Source organism: Pseudomonas sp. NFACC05-1, from assembly GCF_900100135.1.
GTDB classification, from domain to species: domain Bacteria; phylum Pseudomonadota; class Gammaproteobacteria; order Pseudomonadales; family Pseudomonadaceae; genus Aquipseudomonas; species Aquipseudomonas fluorescens_Q.
Map to the genome: position 1 here is coordinate 353512 of NZ_FMTR01000003.1, position 17960 is coordinate 371471.

Here is a 17960-nt window from a genome sequence, read left to right on the forward strand (position 1 = left end):
TTGCGGGTATTGCTGATCAAGACCTCTTCGCTGGGGGATGTGGTCCACACCCTGCCGGCGCTGACCGACGCGGCGCGGGCGATTCCCGGCATCAAGTTCGATTGGGTGGTGGAAGAAGGCTTTGCCGAAATCCCCACCTGGCACCCGGCCGTGGGCAAAGTCGTTCCGGTAGCGATCCGTCGCTGGCGCAAGAACCTCTGGCAAACCATCAAGAGTGGCGAATGGCGACGCTTCAAGCAGAGCGTGCGGGCCGAAAAGTACGACCTGGTCATCGACGCCCAAGGCCTGCTGAAAAGCGCCTGGCTGACTCGCTACGTCAAGGCTCCGGTGGCCGGTCTGGATAAAAATTCGGCGCGTGAACCCCTGGCGGCGCGCTTTTATTCCCGGCGCCTGGCGGTGGCCCGTGGTCAGCATGCGGTCGAGCGCGTACGGCAGCTGTTTGCCCTGGCGCTGGGGTATGACTTGCCGCAGACGCTGGGTAACTATGGCCTCAACGTCGATCGATTGGTGGAATTGCCACGCCCCTATCCCTACGTGGTGTTCCTGCACGGCACGACCTGGGAGTCCAAGCATTGGCCCGAACTTTACTGGCGCCAGCTCACCGAGCGCATGGGGCAGTTCGGCGTGGTGGTAAAACTGCCGTGGGGCAACCCCGCCGAAAAGGCCCGGGCCGAACGCATCGCCAACGGGTTGCGCAACGCCCTGGTGCTGCCGAAGCTGAACCTCGGCGGCATGGGCAAGGTGCTTGCCGGTGCCCAGGCCTGTGTGGCCGTGGACACCGGTCTCGGTCATCTGGCTGCGGCCCTGGACGTACCGACCATTTCGTTGCTTGGCCCGACCAATCCGGTGCTGACCGGCGCCTACGGCAAGGGCCAGATCCATCTCGCCAGCGATTTCCCCTGTGCGCCTTGCATGCAAAAGCAGTGCACTTACCCACCCACCGCCGAAGATGCCCGGCGGTTTGACCTGAAACGCGAGCAGCCCCTGTGCTTCACGCGTCTGAACCCCGAGCGTGTTGCCAGCCACCTGAGCACGTTATTGGCTGAGGAGTCGCGCTGATGCAATTGGCTTTTGTCCTTTATAAGTACTTCCCCTTCGGTGGCCTGCAGCGTGACTTCATGCGCATCGCCCTGGAGTGCCAGCGACGCGGTCACCAGATCCGCGTCTACACGCTGATTTGGGAAGGTGACGTGCCGCCCGGCTTCGAGGTGCTGGTCGCGCCGGTCAAGGCGCTGTTCAACCATCGTCGTAACGAGAAGCTCAGTGCGTGGATGGAGGCCGACCTGGCCAAGCGCCCGGTGGACCGTTTGATCGGCTTCAACAAAATGCCCGGCCTGGACGTGTACTACGCTGCCGACGGCTGCTTCGAAGACAAAGCGCAGAACCTGCGCAATTCGCTGTACCGGCGCTGGGGCCGCTACCGGCATTTCGCCGAGTACGAGCGGGCGGTGTTCGCCAAGGATGCCAAGACCGACGTGCTGATGATTTCCGAAGTCCAGCAGCCACTGTTCATCAAGCACTACGGCACACCGCTTGAGCGCTTTCACCTGCTGCCGCCGGGCATCGCCCAGGACCGGCGTCGGCCCGCCGACGCCGACGAGATCCGCGCGGCGTTCCGGGCCGAATTCGAACTGGCCGATGACGACCTGCTGCTGGTGCAGATCGGTTCCGGGTTCAAGACCAAGGGCGTGGATCGCAGCCTCAAGGCCCTGGCCGCGCTGCCCGCCGAATTGAGAAAACGCACCCGGTTGTTTGTAATCGGCCAGGACGACCCCAAGGTATTCCAACTGCAGAGCGCCGCACTGGGGCTCGGTGATAATGTGCGGTTCCTCAAGGGGCGCAGCGACATCCCGCGTTTCCTGCTGGGTGCCGACCTGTTGATCCATCCGGCGTACAACGAGAACACCGGCACCGTACTGCTCGAAGCGCTGGTGGCCGGATTGCCGGTGCTGGTCAGCGCGGTGTGTGGGTACGCCCATTACATCGCCGAGGCCGACAGTGGCCTGGTGCTGGACGAGCCGTTCGAACAAGCCCAGCTCACCGAGTATCTGGGCCGCATGTTGAACGATGCCGATGCCCGGACGGCCTGGAGCCGCAACGGTCTGGCCTTCGCCGAGACGGCCGACCTCTACAGCATGCCGCAGCACGCGGCCGATGTGATTTTGGCGGAGCACGCACAATGAAGTTGATGCTGGCCGAACCGTTCAAGAGCCTTTGGGCCGGGCGCGATGCGTTCACCGAAGTCGAAGCGCTCAAGGGCGAGGTCTATCGTGAACTGGAAGCCCGGCGCACCTTGCGCACGGAGGTGGACGGTCGCGGCTTTTTCGTGAAGATCCACCGTGGCATCGGTTGGGGCGAGATCTTCAAGAACTTGTTCACCGCCAAGCTGCCGGTCCTCGGGGCAGGGCAGGAGTGGAAGGCTATCCAGCGTTTGCAGGAGGCTGGCGTGCCGACCATGACCGCTGTCGCCTACGGCGAGAAGGGCAGCAATCCGGCGGACCAGCACTCGTTCATCGTCACCGAAGAGCTGGCGCCGACCGTCAGCCTCGAAGACTTCAGCATCGACTGGGTCAAGCAGCCGCCGCCACCGGCACTCAAGCATGCCCTGATCGCCGAAGTGGCGCGCATGACCGGCATGATGCACCGCGCCGGGGTCAACCATCGCGACTGCTATATCTGCCACTTCCTGCTGCACACCGACAAGCCGGTGACGCCTGCCGACTTCAAGCTTTCGGTGATCGACCTGCACCGTGCCCAGACCCGTCCAGCCATTACCGCTCGCTGGCGCAACAAGGACCTGGCGGCGCTGTATTTCTCGGCGCTGGACATTGGCCTGACCCGGCGCGACAAATTGCGTTTTCTCAAGGGCTATTTCCAGCAGCCGTTGCGCCGGATCCTCGCTGAAGAGGCGTCGCTGCTGGCCTGGCTCGAAGGCAAGGCCAACAAGCTGTATGCCCGCAAGCAGCGATACGGGGACGCGCTCTGATGTCAGGTTGGACACTGGAGCCGGCCTACGCCGACCTGGCGCAGGATTTCGGCAGCCTCGAGGCGGTCTTCGCGTTGCAAGGGGAGCGTTTGACCCGTGATCCGTTGTCAGAGGTGATCCGGGTGCAGCGCAACGGTGTGAATTACTACGTCAAGCGCTACGTCGGGGCGGGCAAGGGCTTGCGCCGTTACCTGGGCAGGCCGCGGGTCAAGTCCGAATGGCAGAACCTCAAGCGCTTCGCCAAGTGGGGCATCCCTACCGCCGAAATCGTCGCCTGGGGCCTGGAGCGAAACGGCGCGGCCTATGCCCGTGGCGCGATGATCACCCGCGAACTGCCGCATACAGAAGACCTCTCGGCGCTGGCCGAGCGTTGCGATCCGAGGCTGGCCGACCGCGCCTGGGTTGAAGGCGTGAGCCGGCAACTGGCCGGTTACACACGGACCATGCACGAGCAGCGCTTCACCCATAATGATCTGAAATGGCGCAACCTGCTGGTCGATGACCAGGCGAAGCTGTTCCTGATCGACTGCCCGAACGGCGACTTCTGGCGCGGCTTCTGGCTCAAGTACCGCATCACCAAGGATTTGGCGTGCCTGGACAAAGTGGCCAAGTATCACTTGTCGGCCACGCAGCGCCTGCGGTTCTACCTGCAATACCGCCAGCGCGACCGGCTCAATGCGTGCGACAAGAAACGCATCCGTCACGTGGTGAGATTTTTCGAGGGGCGTGAATGACTGATTTTCTGGCCGCTGAAGACCGGGCGTTGTTGCAACGTCATGGCCTGGACAGCTTCGAGGCCTTGTGGGCGCGGCAACTGGACGCGGTGGACGTTCCCAACACCTTGGGTGACGGCTGGAGCAGTGTGTTCCGGCTGGACCTGGAGGGGCAGGGCTATTACCTCAAGCGCCAGAGCAATTACCTGACCCGGACCTTGTCCCACCCGTTTGGCGAGCCGAGTTTTTCCCGGGAGTTTCGCAACATCAGCCGATATCGCCAGTTGGGGATTCCGGCCCTGCAAGCGGTGTTCTATGGTCAGCGCAAGGTGAATGGCGAGGTGCGAGCGGTCTTGCTGACCCGAGCCCTGGACGGCTGGGATGACCTGGATTCACTGCTGCGGCGCTGGTCGACCCTGACGGCGGCGCAACGCACCACCATTTTGAAAGCCTGCGGCCAGTTGGCGCGGCGTCTGCACGGCATGCATCAGGTGCACGGTTGTTTCTATCCAAAACACATCTTTCTGCAAGCCAGCGATAGCGGTTACCAGGCGCAATTGATTGATCTGGAAAAGACCCGGCCACTGCTGTTCGGCCTGCGAGATCGGATCAAGGACCTGGAGCCGTTGCTGCGTCGCGCCTCGATCTGGAGTCACGACGAGGTGCGCCAATTGCTGTCTGTTTATCTGGACCAGCCGCTCGACGGAGCGCTGGTCGATAACTGGATGACCCGCCTGACCATCCGGCGCAGCCACAAGGAAGCCCGTTGATGCACTTGTCCGAACTGAAGAACGCCGGCCGCAGTCCCAGCCTGCCCCTGAGCCTGGAGCTGGCCGATGCCGCCGGTCCGGCGAAGTTGCAGCTGCTTTCGCTGTTGCGGGTGTTGCCGGGGCAGCGTTACGTTGGCGCGGGCGTCTGGCGCGGCCGGCCGGTGCTGGCCAAGTTGTTGGTGGGCAGCAAGGCCGCCCGGCATTTTCAACGGGAACTGCAAGGCGTGCGCCTGCTGGCGGAGCAAGGGTTGACGACGCCGCTGTTGCTCGCCGATGGCCTGAAAGAGGGTGAAGGCGGCTGGTTGTTGTTCCAATTGCTCGAAGGCGCCGAGAGCCTGGGGGATGCCTGGAAACAGGTCGAGCACCTGCCATTGCTGGCTGACGAGCAAACGGCGGTATTGGCCGAAGCCCTGGGCGCTATCGCGCAATTGCACAGCAAAGGCCTATGGCAGGAAGACTTGCACCTGGACAATCTGCTGCGGCACGACGGCAAGCTCTACTTGATCGACGGCGCCGGCATCCGTGCTGAAACCCCAGGTCAACCGCTGTCGCGGCAGAAAGTCCTGGAGAACCTGGGAGTGTTTTTCGCTCAGCTTCCCAAAGCCCTCCAGCCGTTCAATGAAGAGCTGTTGGTGCATTACCTGCTAGGCAACGCCGAACACGCGCTGCCCATGGAAGCGCTGCAAAAACAGATCGACAAGGTGCAAGCCTGGCGCCTGAAGGATTTCCTCGCGAAAGTCGGGCGCGAGTGCAGCCTGTTCAGCGTGCAACGCGGGGCGTTTGGCCTGCGGGCGATCCGCCGTGATGAAGAAGCGGCCATGACACCGGTGCTAGAGCAGGCCGATGCATTGCTCGACCAGGGACACCTATTCAAGACCGGCGGCGCGGCCAGTGTCGGCAAAGTCGAGGTGAACGGTCGCACCTTGGTGATCAAGCGCTACAACATCAAGAACTTCGCCCATTGGCTCAAGCGCTTCTGGCGCCCGAGTCGCGCCTGGCATTCCTGGCGCGAAGGCCATCGCCTGGCCTTTCTCGGCATCGCCACGCCCAAGCCCCTGGCTCTGCTGGAAAAGCGTTTCCTGTGGCTGCGTCGCGGTGCTTACCTGGTCACCGAACACCTGACAGGGCCGGACATCATCGAATGCTTCGGCCCTTATGTGCAAAACGGTGACGCCCCCGAGACGGAATTGCTGGCGCTGGATCGCTTGTTCGCGGACCTCATCCGCGAACGCATCAGTCACGGCGACTTCAAGGGCCACAACCTGTTCTGGCAGCAAGACCGCTGGGCGTTGATCGACCTCGACTCGATGTGCCAACACCGCACCCACGCCAGCTTCGCCCAGGCCTACGCCCGTGATCGCGCGCGGTTCATGCGTAATTGGCCGCAGGACAGTGCGTTGTATCGGATGATTGATGGGCGGTTGCCGAAGGACGTCGATACCGCGCCATCTGTCTTGTAACCGGTCACCGTGGCGAGGGAGCTTGCTCCCGCTGGGCTGCGCAGCAGCCCCAAAACCATTCAGCGCGGTGTGCCAGGAAAAAATAGACGGTAGGTCTTGCGGCTGCTGCGCAGCCGAGCGGGAGCAAGCTCCCTCGCCACGGACCGCGTACACCTTCAGGCCGAGAAAGGGGCGGATTCGGGTTTGAAATGGACTGCCGCTATCGGCTATCGCGAGCAAGCTCGCTCCCACAGGTTTTTGTATCGTCTGCAAACATTGTGAGCATCCGCAAACCATGCGGGAGCGAGCTTGCTCGCGATAGCGGTGGTTCAGCTACAGGGATGCTGACCGCACTACGGGGAGGAAGGTTTGGGGGGAGGGGTATTTGCGCTCCAGAAAGCGAAAAGCCCCGATGAAACTCACCGAGGCTTAGACGCCGACCGGGATCTCCCAGTCCATTTGCGTGAAGCCTATGTTGGTGGCCATGGACTGTCAATGAACGCCCGAGCGGCAAAACCCACAAGCTCCCCACTCACCGCTAGAGGCTTAATGCCGCTTTTAAGCTATAATCCCGCCCTTTAGCTGCCCCGTGCCCTGGGCTCGCGGCACATCAATTGTTCGCGGCGCTTGTCGCCCGTATGCAGACATTAAGAGGCTAGACCCCTGTGGCATTGACGATTCTTGGCCTGTCCGGCGCCCTTAGCCATGATCCTTCCGCTGCGTTGTACATTGACGGCAAGCTGATCGCAGCGGCCGAGGAAGAGCGCTTCGTACGCGATAAACATGCAAAGAACCGCATGCCCTACGAGTCGGCGAAGTTCTGCCTGGAGCAGGCCGGTATCAAGCCTTCCGACGTCGATGTAGTGGCGATCCCGTTCGCCCCGATCAGCCTGTTCGGCGAGGCGCGCTGGCACTACGCCAAGCGCTACTGGTACGCCCCGGACCGGGCCCTCGACGCGATCCTGATGGGCAACCGTCGCTACAAGCGCTATCGCCGCAAGATCGTCTGGTGCCTGGAGCAACTGGGCTTCGATCCGAAGAAAATCAAGATCGAGCCGGTCGAGCATCACCTGGCTCACGCCTCCAGTGCCTACCACTGTTCGGGCTTCCAGGAGAAAACCGCGATCCTGGGCATCGACGGCAAGGGCGAATACGCCACGACCTTCTTTGGCTACGGCGAAAACGGCAAGATCCACAAGATCAAGGAATTCTTCGACCCGGACTCCCTGGGCGGCCTGTACGGCGCGATCACCGAGTTCCTCGGCTTTGAAATGCTCGACGGCGAGTTCAAGGTCATGGGCATGGCGCCCTATGGCGATGCCAGCAAGTACGATTTCTCGCGTCTGGCCTCGTTCGAAAACGGCGAACTGGTGATCAACACCGACTACGCCAACGTGATCGGCCTGCGTCGCTATAAAGAGAAGGGCAAGGGTTTTTACTTCTCGCCGAAGCTGATCGAATGGCTCGGCCCGAAACGCGAAGGCGACATCGCCGACGAGCCGTACATTCACTACGCGGCGAGCATGCAAGCGCTGTTCGAGAAGCTCGCGCTCCAGATGATCGACCACTACCTGGGCGACGTGCTCAAGGAAACCGGCAAGCTGGCCTTCGCGGGTGGCTGCGCGTTGAACGTCAAGTTGAACCAGAAAATCATCGCCCGTGACGACGTCAAGGAGCTGTTCGTGCAACCGGCTTCCGGCGACGCCGGTACTGCTGTGGGTGCTGCGGCTTATGTGTCCCACGCCCGTGGCGTACCCGTAGAGAAGATGGAACACGTCTACCTCGGCCCGGCCTACAGCAACGAAGATGTGATCGCTGCATGCGCCCGTCATCCGAGCAAGCCTGCGTGGCGCAAGATCGACAACACCCCCGAGCGCATCGCCAGGATCATGGTCGACGGCAACCCGGTGGCCTGGTTCCAGGGGCGCATGGAGTTTGGCCCGCGGGCCTTGGGCGGTCGTTCGATCATCGGTTGCCCAAGTGCCAGCGGCGTGGCCGATCGCATCAACGAACAGATCAAGTTCCGCGAGCGCTGGAGGCCTTTCTGCCCGTCGATGCTCGACACCGTTGCGCCGCAGATGATCAAGGTCGACCACCCGGCGCCGTTCATGACGTTCACCTTCGAAGTGGCCGAAGAATGGAAAACCCGCGTGCCGGAAGTCGTCCATGAAGACGGCACGTCTCGGGCCCAGGTGCTCAAGCGCGAATACAACCCGCGCTACTACGACATGATGAAGGCCCTGGAAGTCCTGACCGGCAACGGCGTGTCGCTGAACACTTCGCTCAACCGTCGTGGCGAACCGATGATCTGCTCGCCCACCGACGCGCTGAACATGTTCTTCGGTTCCGACCTGCAGTACCTGATCATGGAAGACATCCTGGTGGTCAAAGATGGCGTGGACGCTTATGACTGAGACGTTGATCAGCGTTGTCATCCCTGCTTATAACTACGCCAAGACATTGCCGCGTGCGGTGAACTCTGTTGTGGCGCAGCTGGGAGATGCTCCAGCTGAACTGCTGGTGATCGATGACGGTTCAACTGACGCGACGCCACAAGTGCTGGAACAGCTCCAGGCTGAACATGCGAATTGCTTTCGAGTTCTGCGTAAACCCAATGGTGGTCTATCTTCGGTTCGTAATCGCGGGATCGAGGAGGCACGAGGGCCATACATAATCTTCCTGGATGCCGATGATGAGATGGCTCCAGGCGCGCTGGCTGCGGTGGCCCAACATATCGCCAGTCATCCCGAGAGCCGTTTTATCATTGGTGGGCACTGGTCGGTGTTTGCCGATGGCCGTCGGGTCCAGCATCGCGTAAAACCCTTGCCTGCCACACCGCGCGAACGTGTGCGTGGCTACTTGCTGGACAAGACGGTGACGCTGTCCAACGGTGCCTGCGTGATGCATCGCGATGTGTTTGCGCCGGGCAATTACCCCGAGCACTTGCGTAACGTCGAAGATATCCCGGTGTTTGCCCAGGTGTTGGCGCGTTTCCCGTGCAGCGTTCTCGATCAGCCGCTGGCGTTGATCTATAAGCATGATGACAGTATGCGGCACGACCTCAAGCAAAGCCTGGCGGCGGGCATTGGGATGGTTGACGAGGTGTTTTCCCCTGCGCGCTTACCTGAACTGCAGGACTTGCGCCAGGCTTTCATGGCTCAGCGCTGCCTGTCGTTGTTCCGTGATTGCTACACCGCTGGCGACTATGTCAACGCCAGGGCTTTTTATGTTCAAGCTGTGCGCACCGATATTCGTTCTCTCACGCGTTGGCCCTATACCCGCAAGGCCATTCGGTTGTTGTTCAAATGAGTGCGCCGTTGTCCGGCGAAGGAGTGCTCCAGGTTGATGGATGCTGGGCGCAAAAGGCACGGGAGCTGGATCGTTATCGTTGGAAGTTGCTACGCGAGCGTCATGGTCGCTTTGGCAGCCTGCTGCGCCTGGTTCGTGATGTGCTCGTCGATGTTGCTGTCGGGATACGCGCCAAAGCGTGCTTGAGTGGTTCGGTCGACCCCATGCACTGTGAGGTGCTGTTGCTGCATTCGGCCCCCAAGTCCATGGCATTGCAGCGCAAGAATATTTTGATCGAGGCCCTGCGCGAGCGCGGACACCATCTGAAGGAAGCCGCTTTACGCTCGCCGTCAGATGCTTGCGCGCAGCGAATGCTTGTGGCACCTGCGCAGTCTGTACCGCTGCGATATCTGGTATACGCGGCCCATGCCCAGTGGTTAGTGATGACCTATCAGCCCAAGGTGTTGATCAACGAGCGCAACGGAAGTCTCCATGCGCCATTTCTGCGCCTGGCATTGGCTGAGCGTGGCGCTCGACTGCTGCATCTGGCCCACGCCGCGACGCTGGAGTCTTCTCGGCGGCTGGCGATGAACGACTTTGATTTCTACGGCGTCTTTGGGCGCAGTTCGCTCGTTGCCTTGCAAGAGCGAACCTTGCGGTTTGGGGAGTCGACAGTCGTGCTGGTCGGGTCCTACCTGGTCGATGAAACCTATGATCTGCCTGTCGCCGACCCGGCGCTCCGAACGGTGTTGGTTTTGGGGGTTGGTCCTGATCGGGAGAAAGACTCGGGCTACCAGAACACCTATCAGCTATTGTGCGATTGGGCCGAACGCAATCCGCACTATCGCGTACTGTTCAAGCGTCACCCGCGTAGCAAGGCGCAATTCTGGAGCGCTGCTGCCGAGCGATTGGCCAACGTAGAACTGCTGGATATCACGTGCTCGCTGGCCCAGGCGCTGGCCCAGGCCAGCGTTGTGATCAATATCATGTCCAATGCCGGTATCGAGGCAGGGTTGGCGGGCCGGCCGGTGATCCATGTGAACGCGGGCAGTGATCAGGACATTTTTTCCCATTCGCTTTTTTTTGGACCTCAAGTTCGTGATGAACCTGAATTGTCCCGTCAGTTGCAGGCGCTTGAGTGCGACTACCAGGGGCATGTGGCCCGAGCCCGCCATTTCGCCGATTATCACTTGGTGTACGGTTCTCAGGGATTGGCGAAAACCGTTCAACTAGTCGATAACCTGTTGCACGACGTAGAGCCTGTGCGGGACTTCGAGACCTTCAGGCTGCCTGCAGTCGGTTGACCTCGGGGGTAGATGGCTTAAGCGTTGAGCGCCAGCCTCACTTCCAGTTCATTGCACAGGTGTTGGTGGGTCATGTAGTGCTCCAGGAACTGGTTGTCCTTGAGTAGCCAATCGCGCTCCTGCCGATAGCGCAACATATGCTTGAAATTGCGCAGGCGCAGGCCTTTGCGAAGCGGCTTGCGGTAGGTGCGCAGATCAGCAATGTCGATCAGTCCCAACGTGTTTTGCGGCGTCAATACGACGTTGCCCAGGTGCGCGGAGCGAAAGTAGATGCCGTTCTGATGCAACCGTGCAACGAACTCTCCCAATCGCGCCTGAAGATCCTCATTAGTATCCACGTTCAGCAGTTGACGCAGGGTGTAGCCAGGCAGTGGAGTGTAATGGACGGCATCGCACTTGATGCTGGGGATGCGATAAACCTGGAGAATTTCCGGGCACTCGATGCCGCGTTCGCGCAGCGTTCGGCAGTTATCGGCGAAGCGCTTGGCGTAAGGAGCCCAGAGCGCGGAGGTCAGCAGGCGTTTGCGACGAAACAGCTTGAGTATCGAGCCATCAGTCAGGCGCAGGACTTTATCCCCTTTACCATCGGCTTCGAGAACCTCGGCACCTTCGCGCAGGCTGAGATAACGTGCATGGTCGAGCGTTTGCATCAGTGCTCCAAAAACTGGCCCGATGGATGAGCCGCAGGCTATGTTACCGCAGTGTGCATGCTGCAAAAACAGCTGTGGTATAGTCGCGCCACATTTCAAAGGATCCCGGCGCTGTCCATGGGGTCGCCTGGACTCTGTCACAGAGTGTTGGTTCTGATCCATGTTGCTATTCGCCATGCGTCGGCTGGCGTGTAGGTGCTGCCTATCTTCTGGACACTCCATGACGACAATGCTGTTCATTTCCTTGGCCGCTCATCAAGGCCTTTATTTCAATCGGTTGCTCAACGAAACAGAACTACAAGGCAAAGTAGTTACCCCTTCACAGATGCCTTGGTTCGGGGCGCTCCAGATATCCAGGATCCTTTCTCGCATCGACTGGGAGAGCTTGATCGAAGAGAAATGCGAGGAGCGTCGCGTCAAGAACAAGAGCAATGGTCGGCTTTACCGCCTATTGCTACGTCTTGAACTTTTTGGGATGGCACTGCGGGCCCAGGCTTTGCTCAATCGTGAGCGTCCTGATGCATTGGTATTCTGGAATGGTTCCCATCGCTATTGCCGATTGCTGACGGCGCTGGCCCCGTCGAGTTGCAAGACGTTCTTTTTCGAGAATGGCCTGTTGCCCGATACCACGACGGTGGACCCCAAGGGCGTGAATTACCTGAATGCGGTTCCGCGTGAGGCCGATTTTTACCTCAACTATCCTTACCTCGTGCCTGAAAACCAGGCCGCACCAGTGCTGATCCCCCGTCCGCCTCGTACCACTGGCCCGGCACCCATTGCGCTGCCGCAGCAGTTCGTCTTTGTTCCGTTTCAAGATGACCGAGATAGCCAGGTTCGGCTGTTTTCTCCCTGGATCAGCAACATGCGCGAGATGTTTGCCTTGGGCGAACGACTGGCTAAAGAGACGGGGCTGACAGTGGTGTTCAAGGAGCATCCGTCCAGTCGAGAGACGTATCCAGAACTGCATGAGCGTACCGGTGATCGTGTGCTGTTCGCCAACGGCAACTCTACCCAGCAATTGATTGAGTCCAGTCTTTTTGTGATGACGATCAATTCGACGGTTGGCCTGGAAAGCCTGCTCCTGGGCAGGCCCGTGCTTACCTTGGGCCAAGCGTTTTTCAACATAGAGGGGCTGGTGATGCATGCCGACACCGCTGAACAGGCGGTGGAATTGGCGCGTGCATTCCCGCGATGGCCGCTTGACGAGCAATTAAGACGTAACTTCCTGCACTACCTTAGCGAGCACTATTGCATTAAGGGGGGCTGGAAGAACGCAGATAAAGCTCAGTTGCAACGAGTTGCCGATCGAATGCTGGGGAAAAGTTAAGTGCTGTCAGAAATGAAAAGGTTTATTAGCAAGGATGTCCTGGCGGTGTGGGCATCCATCGGGCTCCTCATTTTGTTATGTGGCCCGTGGGTACTGCCGAGCAACAAACTTTATCACCAGATGTTGATTGTGCTGCTCTGGCTGCCCGCCTTGCTGGCGCTGGTTCATCGGGATTTTCGCCTGTTACTCAAACAGCCGGAGTGCATTTTTTTCCTCTTGTTCGTTGCCTGGACGTTCCTGGTATTGGCGGTCGAGGGGGGCGATAACGTGTTCGGCAAGGTCAAGGTGACATTCTATGTAGCCTTGACCCTGACAGGCGTGTTGCTGGCGGCACAGAACCGCCAATGGCGGCTAGAGTCCATGTTGTTGTACGCATCGATTATCGGTGGTGTTTTTGCGGCCGCTTCTTGGGTGTATTTTTATGGTCTATCCGCGCGGTCTTTGCACTCCCGGGTGATCGCCATCGGCTTATGGAACACCGCGATCATGGCGGCGCACGCGGTGGGCGCCTTGGCAATCATGGGCGCGTTCACACTGCGAACCAGGCGCTTCCCTCCTGTTGTGATGGCGTTGCTGCTGATCCCAGCGATCGGATATGCGCTGTTTCTGGGCTTCAGCCAAACGCGTGGTGTTTGGATCGGCTTGGTCGTCTGTTTTTTCGTTATGGCCGTAGCGCGACCGTCACGCCTGGGAAGCGGCCTGATCCTTCTGGGGGCGTTGGGAGTGGCGTGCATTGCTCTATTCAAACCCGAGATTCTATTGCAGCGTGGCGTCTCTTACCGTCCCGAGCTATGGCGAGGTGGTATTCAGTTGATTCTGGACCACTGGGTAACGGGGTTGGGATTCAATGAGTACCTGATTCCGGTCCCTGAAATAGCGAGGTCCTTCAAGCATCCCCATAACCTCTTTCTGGATACCGGAGTGCGTCTCGGGGTGCCTGGCCTGCTGTTGTTCGGCTGGCTGTGGCTGGCGGCTGGCTGGCGCGGCTGGATTTCGCGAGCCCAGCCGCTGGGTCAAGTGTTGCTGGCACTCTGGGTTTTTTCCGGAGCGTCGTTGCTGACCGATGGCATCGGTCTCTGGCTCAAACCGAACGCCGATTGGTTGATCACTTGGCTGCCGATTGCTTTGAGTATTGTGTTGGCCGCTCGGGGGAGCGCTGAAACCGAACGCTCCACCCAGAGCGTTTCTGTTTCCTGATGCTTATGACGCGAAAGCGAATTGCTATCGCTGTGCTGCCCAGTCGTTCAGTCCTGACTGCGCCGGTGTTGTAATTCGTTCGCTGTTACAATCTACATCTTGTCTCTTTTTTCAAACGTCCGAGGCGCACCGAATGGCCAATTCCGACCAGCAGTCGAGCATGACGATTTACCTGCGGTTGCTGAAATACGTGCTCCCGTACTGGGGTGCTTTCGCCATCAGTATTATCGGTTTCGTGCTGTTCGCATCCAGCCAGCCGATGCTGGCAGACATGCTCAAGCATTTCCTCGACGCGTTGCAGAAGCCCAATGACACTCAGTTCATGGGCGTTTCGCTGGTACTCGGCGTGCCGTTGCTGATCGTGCTCATTGCCGTCTACCAAGGCATAGGCTCATTCCTGGGCAATTACTACCTGGCCAAGGTTGCCCGTGGCGTTGTCCACGACCTGCGTTGCGCCCTCTTCGACAACCTCCTGACCCTGCCCAACCGTTACTTTGACAACCATAACTCCGGCCATCTGATATCCCGTATTACCTATAACGTGACCATGGTCACCGGTGCCGCCACCGATGCGATCAAGGTGGTGATCCGTGAGGGCCTGACGGTGGTGTTCCTGTTCGGTTATTTGCTGTACAGCAACTGGAAGATGACGCTGGTATTGCTGGCGATTCTGCCGGTTATTGCCATTCTGGTGAGTAGCGCGAGCAAGAAATTTCGTAAACAGAGCAAGAAAATCCAGGTGGCGATGGGCGATGTGACCCACGTGGCCTCGGAGACGATCCAGGGCTACCGTGTGGTTCGCAGCTTTGGCGGTGAAAGTTACGAAATCGAACGGTTTCACAAGGCCAGTGCCGATAACATGAACCGCAGCCTGGGTATGACCCGGACCCAGTCGATCTATACGCCGATGTTGCAGTTGGTGATCTACATCGGCATGGCCGTGTTGATGTACCTGGTGCTTTACCTTCGCGGCGACGCTTCTGCCGGCGAATTGGTTGCTTATATCACCGCCGCCGGTTTGTTACCCAAGCCCATCCGTCAGTTGTCGGAAGTCAGCGCCACCATCCAGAAAGGGTTGGCCGCAGCAGATAGCATTTTCGAGCAGCTCGACGAGGAACCGGAAGTCGATACGGGGACCAAGGAGATGGCTCGTGTCAACGGGCGTCTGGAAGTGCGTAACCTGAGCTTTCAGTATCCGGGTACCGAGAAGATCGTGCTCGATGACATTTCCTTTACGGCCGAAGAAGGTCAGATGATTGCTCTGGTGGGGCGTTCGGGCAGCGGAAAGTCGACCTTGGCCAACCTGATCCCGCGTTTCTATCACCATGACCAGGGCCAGATCCTGCTCGATGGTGTGGACGTCGAGCAATACAAGCTTACCAACCTGCGGCGCCACATTGCCCTCGTGACCCAGCAGGTCACTCTGTTCAACGACAGCGTCACTAATAACATCGCTTATGGTGACCTTGCCGATGCGCCGTTCGAATCTGTGCGCAAGGCGGCCGAAGATGCCTACGCCGCCGAGTTCATCGAACAGATGCCTCAGGGGTACGACACGCTGGTGGGCGAAAACGGCGTCCTGCTTTCCGGAGGGCAGCGTCAGCGTCTGGCGATAGCCCGTGCGCTGCTCAAGAACGCACCGTTGTTGATTCTGGATGAGGCGACCTCGGCCCTTGATACCGAGTCCGAGCGCCACATCCAGGCAGCTTTGGATCAAGTGATAAAAGGGCGCACCACGCTGGTGATTGCTCACCGCTTGTCGACTATCGAGAAGGCCGACTTGATCCTGTTGATGGACAAGGGGCGCATCGTCGAGCGCGGTACTCATGCCGAGTTGCTGGCACTCAATGGCTTCTATGCCCGGTTGCACGAGAAAGATTTCGTCGAAGGTGCCGAAGAGGCAGCGAAGGAGTCCTTCGTTTGATTTTGAGTTACTGGCGGTCTTGGCGAGAAAGTGGTTGGACCCCCATTGATGCTGTGGCTTACGCCCAGGCCTGGCAACAGTTTGGCGGCAGTGTGGCAACTCATCCCAATGTGGTCGAGCGCCTGGCCGGGCTTGTAGGTATTCCGGTGCGTTACCTGGGGTGGTTCGTTGACGGGCAATTGTGTGCTGCGATCCCGACCTGGGGACGTCATGTGGCCTTATCCAAGGATGTGCTCAAGCGTGAAGGCAAGCGTGGCATGCTCGATCTTGGCAATGCCGAGGTCATCCTGCCGGTTGCCGAAGACGCTCGGATTCGTGTACGACATCGCATGCGCTATGTGTCCGAGCTCAATGCCCGGAACATGACCGGCCTTGTTGAGCAGCCTGAAGGTTTGGCGCTGGCCCGTGAACCCGAGGAATACAGTAAGAAGTTTCGTTACAACCAACGTCGCGAGCAGCGTTTGTTGGAGGATGCGGGTGGCAGTATCCGGCCTATGCTGGAGCTGAGCGCCAGCGAACAGGCGGCCATCTATGCAGACCTGTTCCAACGCCGCTGGAACTTCGAAGCCCCGGGCAAAAAACATCTGGCTGACGTGTTCGGCCTGATGCGAGAGTTCATGACCGGGTCCTTGATTTACCTGAACGACGAGCCGGTGGCTATTCAGATCCTGTACCGGGTCGAGGCACCCAAGTGGACCAGCCTTGAATACATCAACGGCGGCGTCGACCCGCAGAGTCGCGAGTTCAGTCCTGGCAGCGTGCTCAGTTTCGTCAATACCCAAACCGCTTGGGAGCAGGCCCGCGCCCTGGGCAAGCCGCTGCGTTATTCGTTCGGCCGTGCCGATCGCGAATACAAGGATCGCTGGTGTCACCGGGTTCCGGTCTATCAGGTTTGAGCGAGGGTAAACAGCCATGAGCGGACGCAAACAGCAATTGCTCAAACGCCATCGTCAACGCAAACGCCTGATACTGATTGGCATGTTGCTGGTGGCGTCGGCACTGGGTTTTTTTGTGTCGTGGTGGGCGTCGCCGCTTTTCCTGCTGTTGGGCTGGGTCGCCCACGAGGCCTGGTTTTGCGATCATCTGTTCTATGCTCCGGACGACGACTATCGTTATGACTTCCCTGCAGGCACGCTGCAGTTTTCTGCCATTTTGAACGATGGCCTCTTGCAGGTGGCGGGCGCGTTCAGCGCGGGGCAGACCCTGATTCTGCAAGTGCGGGTCAAAAGCCATTGGTTGGGGCGTTTTTTCGATCCTCAGGTATGGATCGGTGACGATCGCCAGGATCTGGAGCGTGGTGCCGCGGGGGAACGTTTCCTCAATCTGTCCGGACAGGATTCGCTACTGGCAAGCGGCGCCCTGAGAGTGCACGGCCGTTTTTGCAGCCTGGCGTCACAGGCGACCCTTCATGTCCTGAGCAACCCGGACTTTGGCCAGCAACGTTTGCTTATCATTGCTCCTCATGCCGATGATGCCGAACTCGCGGCTTTTGGTCTCTATAGTCGGGCGAGCGATGTGGCCATTGTCACGCTCACCCAGGGTGAAATCGAAGCCGATAACTATCGCGATATGGGCCTGGACATGGCTCAAGCCGCTCGTCTGAAGGGCCGCCTGCGTAGCTGGGACAGCCTGGCGGTACCGCTGTGGGGCGGGGTGGGGCAGCAGCAGTGTGTGCAATTGGGCTACTACTGCCTTCAGTTAGGGGCAATGGCGCAACAACCGGAGCGAAGCTTCGGCTCTCTGGAGTCGGGCGATAGTGATACTCGGGACGTGCGCCGGTTCAACGCCCTGAGTCTGCCCGGTGACGTTGACGGCCAGCCCAGTTGGCGCAACCTGGTGGCCGATCTGGTAGGACTGCTTGAGCATCACCGACCGGACGCGGTAGTGACACCTCATCCCGAACTGGATCCTCACAGCGACCATGTTGCCGCTACTCGCGCCTTGATGGAGGCAATTGAACTCAGTACCTGGCGCCCACGTACCCTGCTGCTGTATGCCAACCACCTGCACGATAACGACCGTTGGCCAATGGGTCCGGCAGGCTATGGTATCGCCTTGCCGCCAGCCATCGAGCCGTTGCCGGCCGATGGCCTATGGAGTCCGCTGCTGGATGCACCAACCCGTATGGACAAGGCGATGGCCTTAGGCATGCAGCACGATTTGCAGGGTCGTCCACCCTTCAAAAGACAGCTGCGGCGAATGATCCAGCGGTTGTTGGCCGGGCGTCGCTGGCCTCGTACCGGGGAGGATGAGTTTTTCCGCAAGGCGGTTCGTCGACATGAGCTTTTCTGGACGCGCCCACTGGATGTGTCGCCAAAGGATGATTAGCGAACCGTCGACATGCGGTGTTCAGCCTATGCTT

15 protein-coding genes are annotated in these 17960 nt (G+C 59.5%); 14 read left to right on the top strand and 1 reads right to left on the bottom strand.

Features of this window, described 5'->3' with window-relative positions; genetic code table 11:
* The 9 genes from waaC (at position 1) to BLO97_RS07940 (ending at position 10500) form a co-directional block, all read left to right on the top strand.
* Positions 1-1059, top strand: a complete 1059-nt coding sequence (waaC, locus tag BLO97_RS07900) for a lipopolysaccharide heptosyltransferase I (protein WP_063323228.1) — start codon at positions 1-3, stop codon at positions 1057-1059.
* Positions 1059-2183, top strand: coding sequence for a glycosyltransferase family 4 protein (locus BLO97_RS07905; protein WP_092345499.1), 1125 nt, complete (start codon positions 1059-1061; stop codon positions 2181-2183). Before waaC ends, BLO97_RS07905 begins: the two co-directional genes overlap by 1 nt.
* On the top strand, positions 2180-2986 hold the full coding sequence (gene rfaP / locus BLO97_RS07910; protein WP_092345501.1) for a lipopolysaccharide core heptose(I) kinase RfaP: 807 nt from the start codon (positions 2180-2182) through the stop codon (positions 2984-2986). Before BLO97_RS07905 ends, rfaP begins: the two co-directional genes overlap by 4 nt.
* Entirely contained in the window at positions 2986-3720 is a 735-nt protein-coding gene (locus BLO97_RS07915) for a lipopolysaccharide kinase InaA family protein (protein ID WP_092146689.1), read from the top strand. Before rfaP ends, BLO97_RS07915 begins: the two co-directional genes overlap by 1 nt.
* A complete protein-coding gene (locus BLO97_RS07920) occupies positions 3717-4469 on the top strand; it encodes a lipopolysaccharide kinase InaA family protein (protein WP_092146687.1) in 753 nt (250 codons plus the stop codon). The genes BLO97_RS07915 and BLO97_RS07920 overlap by 4 nt, the downstream gene beginning before the upstream one ends.
* Positions 4469-5929 carry a lipopolysaccharide kinase InaA family protein gene (locus tag BLO97_RS07925; RefSeq protein WP_092345503.1) on the top strand — a complete coding sequence of 487 codons (1461 nt, stop codon included), beginning with the start codon at positions 4469-4471 and terminating at the stop codon, positions 5927-5929. Before BLO97_RS07920 ends, BLO97_RS07925 begins: the two co-directional genes overlap by 1 nt.
* Positions 5930-6573: 644 nt before the next feature.
* Complete coding sequence (locus tag BLO97_RS07930) at positions 6574-8322, top strand: carbamoyltransferase family protein (protein ID WP_053181410.1); 1749 nt, start codon at positions 6574-6576, stop codon at positions 8320-8322.
* Positions 8315-9217, top strand: coding sequence for a glycosyltransferase family 2 protein (locus BLO97_RS07935; RefSeq protein ID WP_092146683.1), 903 nt, complete (start codon positions 8315-8317; stop codon positions 9215-9217). The genes BLO97_RS07930 and BLO97_RS07935 overlap by 8 nt, the downstream gene beginning before the upstream one ends.
* A complete protein-coding gene (locus BLO97_RS07940; protein ID WP_092345504.1) occupies positions 9214-10500 on the top strand; it encodes a glycosyltransferase family protein in 1287 nt (428 codons plus the stop codon). Before BLO97_RS07935 ends, BLO97_RS07940 begins: the two co-directional genes overlap by 4 nt.
* 17 nt (positions 10501-10517) lie before the next feature.
* Here the strand turns inward: BLO97_RS07940 and BLO97_RS07945 are convergent, their stop codons facing one another.
* Positions 10518-11150: a BUD32 family EKC/KEOPS complex subunit gene (locus tag BLO97_RS07945; RefSeq protein WP_092345505.1), complete on the bottom strand. Its 633-nt coding sequence runs from the start codon at positions 11148-11150 to the stop codon at positions 10518-10520.
* Positions 11151-11370: 220 nt separating this feature from the next.
* Between BLO97_RS07945 and BLO97_RS07950 the strand changes: the two genes are divergently transcribed.
* The 5 genes from BLO97_RS07950 (at position 11371) to BLO97_RS07970 (ending at position 17926) form a co-directional block, all read left to right on the top strand.
* On the top strand, positions 11371-12477 hold the full coding sequence (locus BLO97_RS07950) for a capsular polysaccharide export protein, LipB/KpsS family (protein ID WP_092146679.1): 1107 nt from the start codon (positions 11371-11373) through the stop codon (positions 12475-12477).
* A gap of 12 nt (positions 12478-12489) precedes the next feature.
* A complete protein-coding gene (locus BLO97_RS07955) occupies positions 12490-13674 on the top strand; it encodes an O-antigen ligase family protein (protein ID WP_139197659.1) in 1185 nt (394 codons plus the stop codon).
* A gap of 133 nt (positions 13675-13807) precedes the next feature.
* Entirely contained in the window at positions 13808-15598 is a 1791-nt protein-coding gene (gene msbA, locus BLO97_RS07960; protein ID WP_092222392.1) for a lipid A export permease/ATP-binding protein MsbA, read from the top strand.
* On the top strand, positions 15598-16494 hold the full coding sequence (locus BLO97_RS07965) for a GNAT family N-acetyltransferase (protein ID WP_092222551.1): 897 nt from the start codon (positions 15598-15600) through the stop codon (positions 16492-16494). Before msbA ends, BLO97_RS07965 begins: the two co-directional genes overlap by 1 nt.
* Before the next feature lie 16 nt (positions 16495-16510).
* Positions 16511-17926, top strand: a complete 1416-nt coding sequence (locus tag BLO97_RS07970; RefSeq protein WP_092345509.1) for a PIG-L deacetylase family protein — start codon at positions 16511-16513, stop codon at positions 17924-17926.
* Positions 17927-17960: the final 34 nt, after the last annotated feature.

Bases quoted from the DNA above. Each gene is read 5' to 3' on its own strand.
- BLO97_RS07905 (WP_092345499.1), top strand. From the start codon at position 1,059: ATGCAATTGGCTTTTGTCCTTTATAAGTACTTCCCCTTCGGTGGCCTG.
- rfaP (WP_092345501.1), top strand. From the start codon at position 2,180: ATGAAGTTGATGCTGGCCGAACCGTTCAAGAGCCTTTGGGCCGGGCGC.
- BLO97_RS07915 (WP_092146689.1), top strand. From the start codon at position 2,986: ATGTCAGGTTGGACACTGGAGCCGGCCTACGCCGACCTGGCGCAGGAT.
- BLO97_RS07920 (WP_092146687.1), top strand. From the start codon at position 3,717: ATGACTGATTTTCTGGCCGCTGAAGACCGGGCGTTGTTGCAACGTCAT.
- BLO97_RS07925 (WP_092345503.1), top strand. From the start codon at position 4,469: ATGCACTTGTCCGAACTGAAGAACGCCGGCCGCAGTCCCAGCCTGCCC.
- BLO97_RS07935 (WP_092146683.1), top strand. From the start codon at position 8,315: ATGACTGAGACGTTGATCAGCGTTGTCATCCCTGCTTATAACTACGCC.
- BLO97_RS07940 (WP_092345504.1), top strand. From the start codon at position 9,214: ATGAGTGCGCCGTTGTCCGGCGAAGGAGTGCTCCAGGTTGATGGATGC.
- BLO97_RS07945 (WP_092345505.1), bottom strand. From the start codon at position 11,150: ATGCAAACGCTCGACCATGCACGTTATCTCAGCCTGCGCGAAGGTGCC.
- BLO97_RS07950 (WP_092146679.1), top strand. From the start codon at position 11,371: ATGACGACAATGCTGTTCATTTCCTTGGCCGCTCATCAAGGCCTTTAT.
- BLO97_RS07955 (WP_139197659.1), top strand. From the start codon at position 12,490: ATGAAAAGGTTTATTAGCAAGGATGTCCTGGCGGTGTGGGCATCCATC.
- msbA (WP_092222392.1), top strand. From the start codon at position 13,808: ATGGCCAATTCCGACCAGCAGTCGAGCATGACGATTTACCTGCGGTTG.
- BLO97_RS07970 (WP_092345509.1), top strand. From the start codon at position 16,511: ATGAGCGGACGCAAACAGCAATTGCTCAAACGCCATCGTCAACGCAAA.